General features: G+C 37.0%; 10 protein-coding genes. 9 read left to right on the top strand and 1 reads right to left on the bottom strand.

The genetic code is table 11. From position 1 onward, the window contains the following. The first annotated feature begins 457 nt into the window (after positions 1-457). The 3 genes from ptsN to rlmN all read left to right on the top strand — a co-directional run bounded on the left by ptsN (position 458) and on the right by rlmN (position 4,579). Entirely contained in the window at positions 458-922 is a 465-nt protein-coding gene (ptsN, locus tag ACFIK4_RS06370; RefSeq protein ID WP_375606109.1) for a PTS IIA-like nitrogen regulatory protein PtsN, read from the top strand. Between the two features lie 1,885 nt (positions 923-2,807). Continuing rightward, positions 2,808-3,311 (top strand): invasion associated locus B family protein, encoded by a 504-nt coding sequence (locus ACFIK4_RS06365; RefSeq protein WP_375611465.1) that lies wholly within the window; start codon positions 2,808-2,810, stop codon positions 3,309-3,311. 41 nt (positions 3,312-3,352) lie between these two features. Next, the gene (gene rlmN / locus ACFIK4_RS06360) at positions 3,353-4,579 is read left to right on the top strand and encodes a 23S rRNA (adenine(2503)-C(2))-methyltransferase RlmN (RefSeq protein ID WP_375675487.1); all 1,227 of its coding nucleotides are present in this window, start codon (positions 3,353-3,355) and stop codon (positions 4,577-4,579) included. Between the two features lie 790 nt (positions 4,580-5,369). On the opposite strand, the gene ACFIK4_RS06355 is transcribed toward rlmN, so the two are convergent. Beyond that, positions 5,370-6,011, bottom strand: a complete 642-nt coding sequence (locus ACFIK4_RS06355; RefSeq protein WP_375612781.1) for a LysE family translocator — start codon at positions 6,009-6,011, stop codon at positions 5,370-5,372. Positions 6,012-6,181: 170 nt separating this feature from the next. On the opposite strand from ACFIK4_RS06355, the gene ACFIK4_RS06350 reads away from it, so the two are divergent. The 6 genes from ACFIK4_RS06350 (at position 6,182) to trxA (ending at position 18,509) form a co-directional block, all read left to right on the top strand. After that, a complete protein-coding gene (locus ACFIK4_RS06350; protein ID WP_375612782.1) occupies positions 6,182-7,417 on the top strand; it encodes an argininosuccinate synthase in 1,236 nt (411 codons plus the stop codon). A 373-nt stretch (positions 7,418-7,790) separates the two neighbouring features. After that, positions 7,791-9,452, top strand: a complete 1,662-nt coding sequence (locus ACFIK4_RS06345) for a lysine--tRNA ligase (RefSeq protein ID WP_375675485.1) — start codon at positions 7,791-7,793, stop codon at positions 9,450-9,452. After that, positions 9,452-11,026, top strand: coding sequence for a peptide chain release factor 3 (locus tag ACFIK4_RS06340; protein WP_375638149.1), 1,575 nt, complete (start codon positions 9,452-9,454; stop codon positions 11,024-11,026). The genes ACFIK4_RS06345 and ACFIK4_RS06340 overlap by 1 nt, the downstream gene beginning before the upstream one ends. 386 nt (positions 11,027-11,412) lie before the next feature. After that, on the top strand, positions 11,413-14,535 hold the full coding sequence (addB, locus tag ACFIK4_RS06335) for a double-strand break repair protein AddB (RefSeq protein ID WP_375675482.1): 3,123 nt from the start codon (positions 11,413-11,415) through the stop codon (positions 14,533-14,535). Beyond that, positions 14,532-18,008: a double-strand break repair helicase AddA gene (gene addA / locus ACFIK4_RS06330; protein WP_375675480.1), complete on the top strand. Its 3,477-nt coding sequence runs from the start codon at positions 14,532-14,534 to the stop codon at positions 18,006-18,008. Before addB ends, addA begins: the two co-directional genes overlap by 4 nt. 177 nt (positions 18,009-18,185) lie before the next feature. Continuing rightward, the gene (gene trxA / locus ACFIK4_RS06325; RefSeq protein ID WP_273790200.1) at positions 18,186-18,509 is read left to right on the top strand and encodes a thioredoxin; all 324 of its coding nucleotides are present in this window, start codon (positions 18,186-18,188) and stop codon (positions 18,507-18,509) included. The last annotated feature ends 546 nt before the right edge of the window (positions 18,510-19,055 follow it).

Below are 19,055 nucleotides of genomic sequence, written 5' to 3'. Positions count from 1 at the left end.
AAATAATCATTAAATTTCTAAAAATCTTTATATTCTTGTTATAAGTCGATGTTCAAGCTATACAGTAATTTTCAAAGTAAAGGTCCATTTTGCTCAGTATGCTTTTCATCTTAATTTAAGGGCTCATTTTTAAAGAAAGAAAAACTCTGATGGCGGATTATACATCAAACTCTTATGACAAGTTTAATAAATTTATGAATAATGACCTGTTCTAGAGTCGCAAGGAAATTAACTTTATGAACAACTTCATTTCTTTGGTTTCTTATGCCGTTAATGATGATCCGAATACTATTTATTGTTGTTTTAGAAGTGATATGAGATGTATTGAGCCATCACCCATTATAAATTGAAAAGTAAAAACACATGCGATGTTGCGAAAAGTGAAAGAACATTAAGTATCTATAGCGTTTATAGGTTTATTGATGAGCATTTTAGCGTGTAAGAGGAAAATTAAAGTATGAATTTGAGTGAGTTAATAGCACCGGAAGCGATCATTCCGGCTCTTAATGCTAATTCGAAAAAACAGGTTCTGCAAATTTTAGCCGAAAAAGCTTCCAAGCTAACAGGTCTTAGTGAGCATGTGATTTTTGATGTTGTTTTACAACGCGAGAAGCTTGGTTCAACGGGTTTGGGTGGAGGTATTGCGATTCCTCATGGAAAATTACCTGATATTAATCGGATCATTGGTATATTTGCACGTCTTGAAAGTCCTGTTGATTTTGAAGCTCTTGACGACGAACCTATAGATCTCGTTTTTCTCCTTTTAGCACCTGAAAATGCTGGTGCAGATCACTTAAAAGCTTTATCACAGATCGCACGTGTTTTGCGTCACACTGATGTTGTACAAAAGTTGCGCAGTACGCATAATGCCAATGCGCTTTATGCTTTATTGATTCAAACTTCAGAATCAAATGCAGCTTAAAAGTTATTATGAGCGTATAAATTGTGAGGTATGCACTACAGAGCGTAGGAAATAATATAATTTGCATCTTAAGACTAATAACAAAAGGTTATGTCATGAGATTTAAGAAAATTACTTCTAATTGAACCTTCTTTTTAAAGAGCAACCAACAAAAACGAAGGGCTTTTCCTTTCTTGTTCTCGTATATTAAAGCATCTAATTATTATGTTCGTGGATTCTTTTATCCTGTTATACTGTAAAAACACTATCATTTGAGATATGGTGAGATAAATTCTGTAAGTCTTCTTAATATATTAAGTGCTTTTAGAGTGCGTGGTAAATATTTTTAAACAGGACTTGTCTGTAGAGCCTTTAGTTAAGTGAATCACATGAGTGGGAAGAAAAGAGGAGATCGCTCGACAAGAATCCAAACTTTTTCAGTCCAGATTGGATTAAGAATCTTCGTCCTTTGAAAGCGGGAAAGAAATCAACAGAAAAGTTTATTTGTGCATTGAATTTTTTTGTAAGTTGAGTTTGAGTGTTTAGGGATAATATTTTAATGCTCAAGAAGAAATAAGAGATATATTGTATCTTCAGTATAGCAAGATATTGATTTTAAATATAATTCACTATTTCGCATGTTAGATGAGAGATCCGAATATTGTAAAATTCTCTCATTCCAAACTTGTTTATGTTGAATCAATCAAAACCATTTCCTTGCACGTTGTAAACGGAATTAGCGTGTGGATAAAAACTGTACAAGAAAGGGGTAAAAATGCTTCCTATGAATCGTCTAAAGTATCGAGAGTTGTGCAAAACATTGGGAGCTGGAAAATAGTGTTATGGTGCCAGCTTTCTTCTTCACAAGTGGAGAGATCAACTATTTTATAGATATGATTTAGATGTCTGCTGTTGTATAGAGCTCATGCTAAAGAACAATTTTGTACGGTAAGAATGAAAATTATACCTTTAGGTTGGGTGAAAGAGTTTTTATGCATAGGAAGATTTATTTAAGTGTCTTTAATTGATTAAAATATTGTTTAAAAAACGGTAATGTTAGAACTGCTATAGAAAAAAGTTTTATATTTCTTTTTATAAATTACTTAGAAATAAGATAAGGAGACTTTCCCAAAGAATTCTTAAGAAGTTTTTTATAACAGAAAGAAAAATATCGTCTAATACATTAAAATAATACGATTAAGCTATTATAAGCTACTAAAATCATTTTAGAAATTAATAATTGGAGATGAAGTATATAGGGAAATAAGATCAAAAGAAACAAAATTGTATGTGATTATTGAGATAGAATCTAAATTCTTTATGTTTTATTATTAATATCTTGATAATATTTTATTATTTTTACAAGGTCTTTTGAAGATTGAGAAAAAGTGTTATCGGGACGATATTGAATACGAAATATGAATGCACTATAATGAGTAAAAGATGGAGTATTCTGCGAACATAAATGTATTGAATGCATAAAGTCGAGAAGTGATATTCGTAAGGCGATTAAGCTTTTTTGCGGGGAGTCCGGGGTGTATTTTCAAAATTTTGCATCAGATTGCTTGTGATATAAAGAGTATGGTTTATTTCTTAACAGAGTGATGGTATATTTTCATCTCGTTTTGAAGTTCTATAGCTTAAAGAAATCGTTTTTTATACAAAAACGAAATAAGTAGCGTAAAATGAAGATATTATTTTTTAATGTGGTTATTGAATAAGAAGTTTATGTTTTGGTAACGATTAAAAGGTCACAATGAAACGTAGAAATCTATTTTGATTAGTGTGAAAATATTTCGCTTATTGAAGGAATTAGGACAATAACACATGAATATCGAGGAGTTTTTGTTGAATTTTTCCAATGAAGAAAATCTTGTTAGAGACTAAAGAAGTGAGCTAAATGAAGATGTTTGAAAAGACTGTTATTGCTGCATCTGTAATGGTTCTTGTTACAGCGGGAGTGGCATATGCACAAACGCCAAGCCGTTTAAATCAATTTGAAGCGTGGGGAGCCTATTCTTATAAATCGCCCAAAAATACGATTTGCTATGTGTTATCGGTACCTTTGAAGGCTCTTCCAACGACAGTTAATCATGGTGATAACTTTTTCTTGGTTACCAAGCGTTCTCATTCACCTATTTCGTTTGAACCGCAGTTTATGGCTGGTTATACCCTTCAAGAAGGGTCGAGAGTGACAGTGACCATTGGAGGTAAGGACTTTGATTTTTTCACGAAAGATTCCTCAGCTTGGCTGGCGTCATCAGAGCTAGAAAAGCAGCTTGTTTCTGCTATGCGTGCTGGAAGCAATATGACAGTGCAAGCGATATCAAAACGAGGAACGCATACCACTTATACTTATTCCTTAAAAGGGGTCACTGCTGCATTAAATGCAGCTCAAAAGTGCCATTAAGGTTTCGATAACTCTAAAATAGTGATGTGAATTGGAAAGCAATGGCCATTTCTTATGACCTTAGACCAGTTGGTTCATGTTTTGCACGAAAAACAGATAATGTGGTCGTGAAGGAGAGTTCTAAGCTCTCTTTAATTGGTTTGTCGCAAGATGAAATGATGCAAGCTTTAAAGACAGTTGGTGTACCAGAGCATCAAACGCGTATGCGTGTGCGTCAGCTTTGGCATTGGCTTTATGTGCGTGGTGTTTCAAATTTTGATGAGATGCTGAATATTTCTAAAGCAATGCAAGAAACACTTAAGTGTCATTTCTCCATTGCGCGCCCAGAAATTGTTGGAGAACAAATATCAAAAGATGGTACGCGTAAATGGCTCTTACGTTTTCCTGCACGTGGAGCTGGAAGGCCTGTTGAAATTGAAACGGTTTATATCCCTGAAGAAGGACGTGGTACTTTATGTCTTTCATCGCAAGTAGGGTGTACGTTAACCTGCTCTTTTTGCCATACGGGAACGCAGACGCTTGTTCGTAATCTGACCGCAGAAGAAATTTTGGCACAATTATTGGTTGCACGTGATTGTTTGGGTGATTTTCCTGATAAGAATACCCCTGATGGAGCAATTGTTCCCATTGAAGGACGAAAAATTACCAATATTGTTATGATGGGAATGGGAGAACCTCTTTATAATTTTGAAGCTGTTAAAAAAGCTTTATTGATTGCCTCTGATGGCGATGGACTTTCTTTATCAAAACGTCGAATTACGCTTTCAACTAGTGGAGTTGTTCCTGGAATTATCCGAACTGGAGAAGAAATTGGTGTTATGTTAGCAATTTCACTCCACGCAGTACACGATACACTAAGGGATATGCTTGTTCCCATTAATAAAAAATATCCGCTTGCTTTACTAATGGAGGCTTGCCGTAATTATCCTGGTCTTTCCAATGCAAAACGAATCACATTTGAATATGTTATGCTGAAAGATATCAATGATAGTTTAGATGATGCTAAGCGATTGATTCAGTTATTGAAAGGGATTCCTGCTAAGATTAATTTAATCCCTTTTAATCCGTGGCCAGGGAGTAATTATCAATGTTCTGATTGGGAGCAAATCGAGCGTTTTGCTGATGTCGTTAATCAAGCGGGCTATGCTTCTCCTATTCGGATACCGCGTGGACGCGATATTTTAGCTGCATGTGGACAGCTTAAATCAGCTTCAGGGCGCTTACGTAAATCTGAACGTTTACGACTTGAAAATGCCATTGGTCATTAGGTAACGCAATTTTCAGCGATATCGAGGCCTATACTTTTTTGTTTGTAATTTAATATCCAAACTTCATGCGATGGCATATGTGAGACAGAGATTAAGATGGATAAGTGCTAGACGAACAGTTTCAGCGTTTATATGCTAAATGGGGTAAGAGATTGTCTATAGTCTGTTTACATAATCTCTGAAATAAGAAGGAAACCTAATTTAGAGGGAATATGAGGTCTTAAGGATTATAACTAATTTCTACCTTATTATCATACTCGTTAATTCGGTTTTATGTCTTTTAAAAGCATCTACGGTAATATCTTTTAAAAAGTGGAGATTGTGCACTGCCTCATGCTTTTGTTTATTATTTTCTTAAATAAGATCACGCATCACAAGCAAAACAGAGGATCTAAAATATAAATACCATTGAGTTATCCATTGATATGTTTTTTAAGTATCTCTTAGTACACTCTTCATATCACGATAATGCTTGTGAGGAGTATAACAAAAAGCTTCTGTAAATGTATTGTACTCCTACACCTTTATGTTTAATAAAGGTGTAAATTGGTACCACCATTCTATTTTTCAGCTCCCAATGTTGTAACAGCTTTTAGTACTTGAGATGGTTTATAAGAGGTGTTTTTATTCTTTTCTTAGATAGTTTTTATCCATACGAAAACTCCAGCTTCTCTTGTGATGTACAAAGGAAAGGTATTGTTTTATCCAAAACAAACAGGTTTGAAATGAAAAAATCTTATAATATTTGTTTTTTTTATTTAAATTAAAAGCGATACATTACACGTATAAATCAATGTTTTGTAACCACAAGGAGATGGAGGGCAAAGCTGGTAAAAGTACCAGCAATAAGCCAGTCGAGAAAGCGAATATAAAGAGGGTTCTTTTTGAGAGTTTTGGTAAGTTTATGCGCTGTAAAAACGATTGCAATTGTAATGGGGAAAGAAATAGGAATATAAGAGAGTCCTAAAAAGAGCAATTTTTGTGTTGCCATAGGATCATTCGCATTGATAAATTGTGGTAAGAATGTCGCGTTAAAGAGTATAACTTTAGGATTGAGAAGATTAATTCCAATACCAGCAAGATAGTTACGTTTAGCGCTTTGAGATTTAGAAGATGTCTGTTCAAAGGAAAAAGTGGGGTTTCTCCGTAAAGCTTGAAAGGAAAACCATAAAAGATAAAAGGCGCCAACAATTTTCAGAAGAACAAAAGTATGTGGTGCAGCAAAAATAAGCGCTGATAAGCCAAGTGCTACAGCGGTAACCTGAATGGCAAACCCTGTTGCACTACCCAAGGCGCACATAATTCCAGCTTTTTTGCTTTGTGTAATGGTTCGTCCTACAGAAAGCATCATATCTGGTCCTGGAATAAGTGCTAAAATCAACGATGCTAAAGCAAATTGTACAACAATAGACCACTCCGGTAGAAATGACACGTAAATCTCCTTTTATTTTTAAGCAGTGTTCACTATTTATACTTTGAGGCACCTTTATTTACGCTTTTTGCGTCTTTTTAATGTTGCTTAAAAAGAATTTATTTTTATATTTCTTGCATCGTTTTGATTTTTGGGTAGAAATAAAAAAGTAGCTCATATAGAACGTTAAAATGAAAAAGTGGCAAAATATTAGAAAAGTTGTTTTGGCTTATTCAGGTGGATTGGATACGTCAATTATTCTTAAATGGTTGCAAAGTGCGCTAGGTGTTGAAGTTGTAACTTTTACAGCAGATTTGGGGCAGGGGGAAGAGCTAGAACTTGCTCGTCGTAAAGCTGAAATGCTAGGTGTTAAAGAGATCTACATTGAAGATTTGCGCGAAGAATTTGTGCGTGATTTTGTGTTTCCGATGTTTCGAGCCAATACCGTTTATGAGGGGACTTATCTTTTAGGAACATCAATTGCACGTCCACTTATTTCAAAACGCCTTATTGAAATTGCTGAGGAAACAGGGGCAGATGCCATTGCTCATGGAGCAACAGGAAAAGGCAATGATCAGGTACGCTTTGAGCTTTCCGCTTATGCGCTTAATCCTGATATAAAGATTATTGCTCCATGGCGTGATTGGGATTTTAAGAGTCGGACAGATCTCTTTGAATTTGCTCGTATTCATCAAATTCCTGTAGAAAAGGATAAGCAAGGTGAAGCGCCTTTTTCAGTGGATGCAAATTTATTGCATTCTTCATCAGAAGGAAAGATTTTAGAAGATCCAGCACTTCCTGCTCCTGAATATGTCCATATGCGTACTCTTTCGCCGGAAGATGCTCCAGATCAAGCAACCAGAATTACTCTTGGCTTTAAAAAAGGCGATGCTGTTTCAATCAATGGAAAAAATTTATCACCTGCAACTTTACTTGCAGAGTTAAATCATTATGGGCGCGATAATGGTATTGGTCGGTTAGATTTGGTAGAAAATCGCTTTGTGGGTATGAAATCACGGGGTATTTATGAAACACCAGGTGGAACCATTCTTTTGACGGCTCACAGAGCTATAGAATCTTTAACGTTAGATCGTGGCGCAGCTCATTTAAAAGATGAATTGATGCCACGTTATGCAGAACTCATTTATTATGGATTTTGGTTTTCGCCGGAACGTAAGATGTTGCAGGCAGCTATTGATTTATCTCAAGAACATGTTGAAGGTGAAGTCACGTTAAAGCTTTATAAGGGGAATGTAATTATTGAAGGGCGCCAAAGTAAAAAATCACTTTATTCCAGTGAGTTAGTAACTTTCGAGGATGATCAAGGTGTTTATGATCAAAGAGATGCAACTGGTTTTATTAAATTAAATGCTCTACGTTTGCGTACATTAGCAATGCGTCATCAAGGTGATAAAGAAAAGAAATAGAAAATTACGGTGACAAGTGTAATATGGATTAGTGCTTTTGTATGAAATGCCTAGTTTAAGCATTTTTCTGTTGGTTTTTACCGTTCTTTCGTTCAATACTAGAAGCTTATCTTCTGCGCTAATAAATATAATAAGCAAAACCCATGATAATAATAGCAATGAAGGCTTCGATAATCAAAACAGGTCAATTTTGCTTTATAATATTGAATGTTTTTGATTTTTATCAGAACAAAATATATTTATAACGAGGGCGGTTTTTGTATAGTGACTTAAGAGTATAAAGAAATTTTCATCTTTTTGCTTGCTATTATTGACGAATAAATTCAAGAACCATACACCCTATTTTGAAAGAGTGTAATTTTTAGGATAAATAATGATGCGTGATCAGTGTGATACCCTCAACCTTACGCCTGAATTAAAAGATGCAGCTTCTCAATCGAGAACTTGGCCATTTGAAGAAGCACGTAAGATTATCAAACGGTATGAAAAAACGGGTTATCCAGACAGTGTGATATTTGAAACAGGTTATGGCCCTTCTGGTTTACCGCATATTGGAACTTTTGGGGAAGTTGCACGTACAACCATGGTGCGTCATGCATTTCATATTCTCACGGAGAATAAAGTAAAAACAAAATTACTTTGTTTTTCTGATGATATGGATGGTTTGCGCAAGGTTCCTGAGAATGTGCCTGATCGCGAGAGGATGGAACATTATCTTGGTCAACCGTTGAGCCGTGTACCCGACCCTTTTGGAGATGATTATCCTTCTTTTGGAGCGGCAAATAATGCGCGGTTACGGGCTTTCCTTGATCGTTTTGGTTTTGATTATGAATTTGCAAGTGCTACGGATTATTACAATTCCGGTCGTTTTGATGAAACACTTTTGAAAATCCTTGCCTGTTATGACAAGGTTATGGCAATTATTTTACCAACATTAGGTGAAGAACGGCAAGCGACCTATTCACTCTTTCTACCGATTTCTCCCTTTTCTGGAAAAGTATTACAGGTACCGATGATTGCGGGTAATGTTGAAAAAGGGACTGTCACTTATATTGAACCTGAAACAGGAGAAACCATAGAAACAGAGGTTACGGGGGGCAAAGTTAAGTGTCAGTGGAAGGTAGATTGGGCAATGCGTTGGACAGCACTTAGCATTGATTATGAAATGGCCGGAAAAGACCTTATCGATTCCACAAATCTTTCTTCTAAAATTTGTAAAGTATTAGGTGGAACCCCCCCAGAAGGATTCAACTATGAGCTCTTTTTAGATGAGAAAGGGCAGAAAATTTCCAAATCCAAGGGAAATGGCTTAACCATTGATGAATGGCTTACTTATGCCCCAACAGAGAGTTTAGGGCTTTATATGTTTTCAAAACCTAAAACAGCAAAAAGGCTTTATTTTGATGTTATTCCTAAAGCTGTAGATGAATATTATGCTCATCTTTCTGCTTATGGTCGTCAAAAATGGCAAGAACGGCTCAGTAATCCTGTATGGCATATTCATAATGGTTGTCCACCGCAGGTTGATTTGCCTGTATCCTTTGCGATGCTTTTAAATTTGGTAAGTGCTTCAAATGCAGAGAATGCAGAAGTTCTTTGGGGTTTTATTTCTCGTTACGCTAAAGAAGCAAATGCACAAACTTATCCAGAACTTGATCAATTGGTGAAGTTTGCCATTAAATATTTTGATGTTTTTGTTAAACCAAACAAGAAATTTCGTATACCAGATGATAGCGAACGAGCAACATTAGCACAAATTGATGAAAAATTAGCTCATTTACCTGAAACTGTTGATGGCAACATATTACAAAATATGCTTCTTGATGTTGCAAGGTTAACGGAACGCTATCAAGATCATAGCAAAAAAAGCCCTGAAGGTGGGCCTGGTGTTTCTAATGTTTTTTTTCAAATGTTGTATGAAGTCCTTCTTGGACAAGAGCGAGGTCCACGATGGGGATCATTTATAGCGCTTTATGGGATTAATGAAATGCGTGCACTGATTGCTGAAACACTTGCACGTCCTGTGGAGGAATAATGGAACGAAGAGTGCAGGAAGTAAAGCGACGCCGTACATTTGCAATTATTGCTCACCCAGATGCGGGGAAAACAACATTAACAGAAAAGCTTTTATTGTTTGGTGGTGCTATTCAACTTGCAGGAGAAGTAAAAGCCAAAAAAGATCGTATTCAAACCCGTTCTGATTGGATGAATATTGAGCGTGATCGTGGTATTTCCGTTGTGACTTCGGTGATGACGTTTGAATATGAAAATCATATTTTTAATCTCCTAGATACTCCAGGACATGAGGACTTTGCGGATGATACGTATCGCACTCTCACAGCTGTTGATAGTGCTATCATGGTATTGGATGGGGCACGCGGAATTGAGCCAAGAACACTGAAATTGTTTGAAGTATGTCGGATGCGGGATATTCCTATTGTTACTTTTATCAATAAAATGGATCGTGAGGCACGTGATCCTATAGAGCTTTTAGATGAAATTGAAGAAAAGCTTGCTCTTGATACCGCCCCCATAACATGGCCCATTGGGTCGGGTAAAGATTTTGTCGGGACCTATGACCTTCATCATAACCGTTTTCGCCAAAAAGATGATGAGATAACACAGCGGATCGTTTCAAATCCCAGTGAGGTTGTCCATTTACTTCCCCAATATCAACGTTCCACTTTTCTTGAAGGAGTAGAACTCGCTCAAAGTGTTTGCAAGAATTTTGATCTTCAAGCTTTCCGTGAAGGTCATATGACACCGGTTTATTTTGGTTCAGCTTTGCGAAATTTTGGTGTTCGTGATTTGATCAATGCGCTTATAGATTTTGGTCAAAGTCCTCGTGATCAAAGTGCAGATCAGCGCAATGTCATAGCAACTGAACCTAAAATGACGGGATTTGTTTTTAAAATTCAAGCGAATATGGACCCTAATCATCGTGATCGTATTGCATTTTTTCGGGTATGTTCTGGAACACTTGAACGTGGTATGAAAACAAAGTTGGTTCGAACAGGAAAACCGATGACACTTTCGGCTCCACAATTTTTCTTTGCGCGTTCGCGCCAAATTGCTGATCAAGCCTATGCTGGTGATATCGTAGGGATCCCTAATCATGGAACATTGCGTATCGGCGATACTTTGACTGAAGGAGAAGATATCCTCTTTAAGGGAGTACCAAATTTTGCACCAGAGATTTTGCGTCGTGTTTGTTTAGGCGATCCAATGAAAGCAAAAAAGCTCAAAGAAGCTTTGCAACAAATGGCTGAAGAAGGGGTTGTACAATTGTTTATTCCTGATGATGGGTCGCCTTCTCTCATTGGTGTTATTGGTGCTTTGCAAATTGATGTCTTAAAAGAACGATTAAAAATAGAATATTCTTTGCCAGTGAATTTTGAGTCTGCGCGCTTTAATTTATGCCGTTGGATTTCAGCGCAGAGCAAAGATGAGTTGCAAAAGTTTCTCAGCAATCACCGCTCTGCTATTGCGTATGATTTAGAAGGTGATCCAGTTTTTTTAGCGGAGAACCATTTTTCATTAAATTATGAAGCAGAAAGAGCTCCTAAAATAAAATTTTCTGCTTTTAAAGATTATCAAGTACGCTCTTAAAATAAAGAAGAATTTTTTATGTAACAATTTGGTTGATAATGATTTTTCATATTGAGTTGGGGATCTGAATATTGTTATTTTTTCTGAAAACAAAAGGAGTATGTAAAGAACACTTTCAGATTGCACTGTATAAAGAATACGGTAAATTTATTTTATAATATTCAATAAGTTATAATATATTTGTAATTGTAACGTCTTTTAAAATTTTGATATATTTTTTCACAATAGCTTAAGACAAGGTCATATATTTCAGTATTTTGAATGTCAGCTAAAAATCTCCTGTATAAATAGAGCTTTTCAGTTTTTTCTTGTATGAAAATTGTATACAGTCAAAATAAAGCAAATAATCAATAAGATGAAATTTGTTATTCCCAATATGAGATCATATGACTTATAAACCACGTGTCTTTTCTATATCTTCTGGAATGGCTTTTTTGCCTCACTTTGTTGAGGCACTGCTCTCCGGTACCCTTATTGATAATTTCGCTCCCAATGGAGACATTCAAACTGCCCTTGCCGATAGCCTTATTTATGTTCCGACACGTCGTGCTGCTCGCGCTTTACGTTTAGCCTTTGTTGAAAGAAGCGATACACAATCAACTTTCTTACCAACCATTCGTGCTCTAGGAGATGTCGATGAAGACAGTTTCCTTTTTGTTGAAAATCATACCAGCACTCTGAATCCACCCATTGGAAAAAGTGAACGCTTACTGCTTTTAGCGCGCCTTATTCGCCCATGGCGTGAAAATTTACCTGCGCATCTGCGTGCCATGTTTGGTACAGAAGATGTACTTATTCCGGCTCATAGTGCTGATGCAATTTGGCTTGCTCAGGATTTAGCGCATTTGATGGACGAAATTGAAACAGAAGGAGCAGATTGGTCGAAACTTAAAGATATTGCACCTGATATGGTCGCTGAATGGTGGCAAATAACGCTCGACTTTCTGACTATTGTTACGCAAAATTGGCCACAAATCTTGACCGAAAGGCAACGAAGCAATCCCGCGGAATGGCGTAATCAAGCACTCACAATGCATGCAGAGACTTTGCGATGCACGCAGCCTGATAAACCTATCATTGCTGCTGGTGTGTCAGGTTCTATGCCCGCAGTTTCTCATCTTTTAAAGGTTATAGCTTCTCTGCCCAAAGGGGCTGTTGTTCTTCCTGGCCTTGATCTTCATATGGATGAAGAACAATGGAATGCACTAAGCACAAGCAATAAAGAAAAAACAGCTTGTGATTTTTTTGATCCTGCAGAAAATGTTTTTAGCCATCCTCAATATCATTTAAAAAAACTTCTAACTCTCATGGAGTGTCAACGTCATCATGTTTGCGAAATTGGCCAACAAAGTATAACAAAGAAAAAACGAAAGGCTCTTTTATCAGAAGCACTCCGACCTGCTTCTACAACAGATAAATGGATACAAATTGTCCGTGATGATTATGAAAATCTTTGTGCAGATTGGTCATTTATTGAAGCTATAAATGAACGTGAAGAAGCTCTCGCTATAGCTGTTACCTTACGCAAAGCTATTGAAAAACCCAAAAAAACTGCAGCCCTTATTACAAATGACCGTAATTTAGCACGCCGTGTTGCCGTGGAATTACAGCGATTTGGAATTGAAGCAAATGATTCAGGCGGAATACCACTTGCACAAACATTGCCTGTAACTCTCTTACGACTTATCTTAGAAAATGTATTGCAACCTGATGATCCCATTGCTTTTCTTTCTCTTCTTAAACATCCCCTTACAACACTCCAACAAAATCGTCATCGTTTACGGGAAATGGCAGAAAATTTTGAACTTTTTGTTCTTCGAGGGAATACAGGGCGCATCAATCTTTGCGAGTGTGATCAATTTCTTGAAAAATGGATTGATACATCCTTTCATAATAGTTCTGAAATCGACACCCTTGATCAGCAGAAATGTGAAGAAGCACGTCTCCTTTGTCATCTTTTAAAAAAAGCTGTTGAGCCTTTAACGTCTCTTATGAAACAAGAGAAAGAATGCACCATCAATGAGGCTGCAATAGCAACTGTTGAGGTTTTTGAAAATTTTGGTCGCAATGAGGATAATTCTCTTGCACATCTTTATCAACATGAAGCAGGACAAGCCTTATCAAATTTTTTGCGTGAATTGGTCAGTGATCAATCGGGATTAACATTTCATCTTTGCGAATGGCCTGCTATGTTTTCTGCCATAATAGCAACTCGTTCCGTCGCACCTTCGCCTGGAGGACATCCACGTTTATTCATCTGGGGTACTTTGGAATCGCGTTTGCAAACGGTTGATACAGTGGTCATCGGCGGTCTTAATGAAGGGTCATGGCCAATATCAACCCGAAATGATGCTTTTTTATCGCGACCGATGAAAATGATGTTAACTCTGGAACCACCAGAGCAGCGTATTGGTCTTTCTGCGCATGATTTTCAATGGGCGATGGGAATGGATAAAGTGGTGATGAGCCGAGCACTACGAGTTGATCATGTTCCTTCTCTCCCTTCACGCTGGCTACAACGCTTAGAAACTGTCGTAGGACAACAAGTTTGGAAACAAATCCGTGCACGAGGTGAAAAGATACGCCATTGGGCAAAGATGCTTGACAATACGGACATGTCTGCTTGTGCAACACGCCCTTGCCCTGTGCCACCCATTGCAGTGCGTCCACGTCATTTTTCCATCACCGAAATAACAACGTTACGCCATGACCCTTATGCCATTTATGCTAAAAAAATCTTAAGGCTCAAACCACTTAAAGCCCTTATTCATGACCTTGGTGCTTCTGAACGCGGAACACTTTATCACGCTATTCTTGCAGATTTTTGCACACAAATAAAAAATCTAAATGCTGCAAATGCATTAGATGTGTTGCTCGCTATTGGACGTAAAGAATTTGATAAGTTTAATTTGCCTGCTGATGTTGAAACAATCTGGTGGAATACATTTGAAAATCTTGCTCCCTTTATTTTGCAATGGGAACAAAGTCTAGAACCCCGAATACGACATTCGGAAGTGGAATCGCAAAAAATACCCATAGGTACAACAGGGGTAACTCTTTCAGGACGTGCTGATCGTATTGATATATTGCCAAACAAAACGGTTGAAATACTTGATTTTAAAACGAGTACACCCCCTTCATCAAAACAGGTTCGCGAATTATTATTTCCACAATTAGCATTGGAAACCGCTCTATTAATGAGAGGAGCTTTTACAGATTTTCAAAATCTGTCCCCCTCAAAACTATTTTATATTCCTCTTAATGGAAAAGGTAAGATTACTCCTCAATTAATTCTTTCAGAAAAAGCGGAAAAAGATCACCAAAATGTTATTAATCTTGGTGAAAGGGCGTGGGAACATCTTATCGCGTTAATGGAGTATTATCAAAATCCACAACAAGGCTATCTTTCACACGCAGTCCCTATGTTAAAACAATATGAAAGTGACTATGATCATCTGGCACGCTTATGGGAATGGTCAAATGGATTTCATAAAGGAGATCAATCATGACTCTTTTTTCTATTCCTGAAGCAGCCCTTGATGCACAAGCAACAGCAACACATCCAAAAACACATGTATGGGTTTCTGCAAATGCAGGATCTGGAAAAACCCATGTTCTAACCGAACGCGTTATTCGTTTGCTTTTAAACGGTACTTCTCCAGCACGTATTTTATGCCTTACTTACACGAGAGCCGCCGCCGCTGTTATGCAATCACGTATTTTTCGCACGCTTTCCAGTTGGAATGAACTCGATGATGCACAGCTGCAAGAAACCTTAACACGGTTTGAAAATAAACCCGTCAATGCGCAAAAATTGACTTATGCACGCCAACTCTTTGCTCGTGCTTTAGAAACACCTGGTGGCTTAAAAATCCAAACGATTCATGCTTTTTGTGAATCTCTTTTGCATCAATTTATGTTAGAAGCCAATATTGCTGGACATTTCGAACTCATAGATGATGTCAACCGCAAGAAATTACTACAAGAAGCCCGCTGCCAACTTTTGAAGCATCATGACGTACAACCCGCTCTAAAACAGCTGCTTAAGGTTATCAGTGAACATACTTTTAACCAATTGCTGTATGAAGCAGCTGAAAAGCAACATAAACTGTCTGATTTTTTGTCTTCTCTTCTGTCTGAAAATGGAGAAGAAAAATTGCGGGCGCTATTTAATTTAGCACCTGATGATACAAATCAGCAATTACTAGAAAAAATTCAACAGACTGCTCGTCTTCCTCTTTATGCTTTTACCCATTGCCAAACTCATGGGAATAAAAACACCAAGAGTATCATTGAAAAACTTCCCCAATTAGAAACCGCTTGTAATGAAGAAACTATTATTGATATTGTTTCAAATATTTATTTTACAACAGAAGGTAAACCTCGTAATTTTGCACTTATATCGTCTAAAAAATCAGATGAAATTTGGCCTTTTATTCAACAAATGCTTGAAGATAAACAAAACAAGCTTTCTGTTCTTTTAGAAAAATATCAATGCGCAAAGGTTGCCACCCTCAATATGGCTGCTTTTCAGCTCTGTACTATTTATCTCAAAATTTATAAGAATTTAAAAAAGTCCAATGGCTTCTTAGACTTTGATGACCTTATTGAGCGTACACTTCATTTGTTACAGCGCAAAGGTGCAAGCCAATGGGTGCACTACAAACTTGATAAGGGTCTTGATCATATTTTGCTTGATGAAGCACAAGATACGAACCCTGATCAATGGAAAATTATTCAACTTTTAGCGCAAGAATTTTTTACAGGTCATAGTCAACGTGACAATATACGTACTCTTTTTGCTGTTGGAGATGAAAAACAGTCTATTTATTCCTTTCAGGGCGCTGCACCAGAAAATTTTGCTGCAAATGGGAAAATTATTCAAAAAAAAGCACAACAAGCAAAGCAGAAATTCGAAAAAATACAACTGCATTACTCTTTTCGCTCTACAGCAGGTGTTCTTAAAAGCGTTGATCTTGTTTTTGAAACACCAGAAAATTATAAAGGGCTTTCGGCAGAAAATACAAAAACCATACACGAAGCTATCCGTACTCACAGTCCAGGTGAAGTTATTTTATGGGATGCCATTTCTAAAGAAAAAGACGAATTTCCTGATGATTGGCATGTAACTGTTGATCATTTAGATACACCAGCAGTACGTTTGGCAGAAAAAGTTGCTGAAACTATTGCAGGCTGGTTACAAAAAGGAGAAATGCTTCCAGCAAAAGGGCGGTTATTGCGTGCTAGTGATATTATGGTTTTGGTTCGTAAGCGTGATCAATTTGCCCTAGCGCTTTCTCGTGCCCTTAAACAACGCAATATACCTGTCGCTGGTGCAGACCGTTTACAGCTTATAAAACATATGAGCGTGCGTGATTTAATGGCACTCGGACGTTTTGTTTTGCAACCACAAGACGATTTGTCTCTTGCTTGTGTTTTAAAAAGTCCACTCTTTGCGCTTAGCGAAGAGGAACTTTATCAACTTGCCGCTCACCGTACAGGCTCTCTTTGGAAAAGCCTTTGTGAACAGGCATCGTCGCATATTCCTTTTAAAGATACTTTTGAAAGCTTGAGTCAATATCGTACTTTAGTGGATAAAATACCAGTCTTCGAATTCTATAGCCGTATTCTGAATAATGATAAGGGAAGACAAAAAATTTTATCGCGCTTAGGCTCGGAAGCCAATGATGTGCTTGATGCTTTTATGGACTACACACTCGCGATTCAAAAAACGGGGTTACCAGGATTACAAGCTTTTTTGGAAACATTAAGTGTCAGTGAACCAGAAATTAAACGTGAGTTTGACCAAAATCATGAAGAAATTCGCATCATGACTGTTCACGCCGCAAAAGGACTGGAGGCTGCTGTTGTATTTTTAGTTGATCCCGGTAGTGCGATTTGGCATCCCCAGCATTCACCTCACTTGCTTGAAGTTCCCTTGAACAATGCATATTTGAGTGACCAACAAGCTTTTATCTGGCGCCCTAATGCAGAATTCGATACAATGCCTTCTAAACAAGCAATTTTGCGTTTAAAAGAGCGTGCTGAAGAGGAGTATAGGCGCCTTCTTTATGTAGGAATGACACGCGCTGAAGATCGCTTGTTTGTTTGCGGGTATAAAGGTCCGAAAACGCCATCTCATACATGGTTACAACTGGTAAAGAGAGCTCTCGAACCACATGCGGTAGCTATAAAAGGTCCTGCGGAAGATATTGCAGCTTGGCGTTATTGCATTACACCGCCTTCTTCTACTTCTATAAACCAAAAAATTTCTTCCGTTGAGTGCCAAACACTTCCACCTCTACCAGACTTTTTCTCCCATAAAGTACCAGCAGAACCAGTGTTACCAAAACCGTTAAAACCGTCAGTGGCGAGCCTTTCCATTGAAGCTGATACAGAGCTGTCCTCAAGTCCAAAACAGCTTACCACTTCACCTGTTTTAGGAGCCATGAACACAAACAGAGCTTTTTCCATTGAATATGGTAATCTCGTTCACCGATTGTTACAGTATTTACCCGATTGTCCCCCACAAAAACGTCGAGATTATGCTCGAAACTATCTCAATATCAAAGCCTCTCATTGGCATGAGAGCCAAAGAGAAGATGCTCTTTGCCATATTTGGAAAATATTAGATCATGTTTATCTCAAACCCCTTTTCTCTGAGCATTCACGTGCTGAGGTCTCCTTAATGGGTATTGTGAAAATTCGTGGAAAAGAACAAGCAATCTCTGGTCAAATTGACCGTCTCTACATCACGCAAAACAGCGTTATCTTTGCAGATTTTAAAACAGGAACCCCGCCAGAAAATGAAGCTGCTATTGCTTCTCATCATTGGTTGCAAATGGCTCTTTATCGAAAGTTATTGCAAGCTATTCATCCCGATAAAGATATACAGGCTCTGCTTATCTACAGTAAAGAAGCCAAAATTTTTAAACTTCCTCCAGAAAAACTTGAGGCATTTCTTAGTGAAGTTGCCTTATAAGTTACTCTTTTCCTTGCAAAGCATTTTTACATTTTATTTACTTTCATAAAATCGCTCAAACAAACACAACGCACAATCTCTAGTGTAAAAAAGTCCTTTAATAATTTATCTTTGCAATAACTTGATATGAATTGTTATTATACCAATCTATAAAAGGTGAATATAAAGGATAAATCAATGACGTGTATAAAAGTTGATAAGGACAATTTCGAAAGTGAAGTTCTAACTTCTTCCACCCCTGTTGTGGTTGATTTTTGGGCAGAATGGTGTGGCCCTTGCAAAGTGATTGCTCCAATGTTGGATGAAATTTCAATAGAAATGCAAAATCAAGTTAAAATTGCTAAGGTAAATATTGATGAAAATCCGGAACTGGCTACCCAATACGGAGTACGTTCTATCCCTACATTATTAATGTTTAAAAATGGAAATATTTCATCGAATATGGTTGGCGCTACCTCTAAAGGACGTCTTTCTGAATGGATAAAAGATGGGCTTAGTTAATTCCACGTATAATTACTATAAAGGAGAGAAATTTTGTCTCTCCTTTTGACTTTTTTAAAATATTCTTTTTTGCATTATGTTATAATGAAAAGACAATAAAAATCAAAATTTTAAATGAATTTAAGAATTCGTGCTTTTATGCATGATTCAATTGGCCATTTTTTATAAAAAAATTGCTTTGTATGAAGAGTATATGCAATTCTTTCCTTATAGGCGCGTTAAAAATATTGGGTGAATGATAATTTCATTAAAGGTATTTCTTCTTAGATAAGACTATTGAGATAGATAGTGTTTTCAACACATAAAGGGAGATTTTAAGCAAAAACTTTGCAAATTACTTTTCTGAAGCTCACAATTTTTAAGCAGAAAGAGACAAGCAATTCACTACAGGTTATATAATGCTCTTCTAAAGGGTTATCACTTCAATTTAAAATTCTCTTATACTATTCTCTAAAATCAAAATTGTAGGTATCAGATTCTCTAAAATAAATTGATGAATTTCTATAAATTAACGGCTGTCCTTTGCAATTTATGTCATTGTTATAT

This window comes from Bartonella sp. AP9QHHD, from assembly GCF_042195625.1.
In the GTDB taxonomy this organism is placed as follows: Bacteria; Pseudomonadota; Alphaproteobacteria; order Rhizobiales; family Rhizobiaceae; genus Bartonella.
Note: the sequence above shows the minus strand (reverse complement) of the source record. Positions and strands in the feature narration are given on the sequence as shown.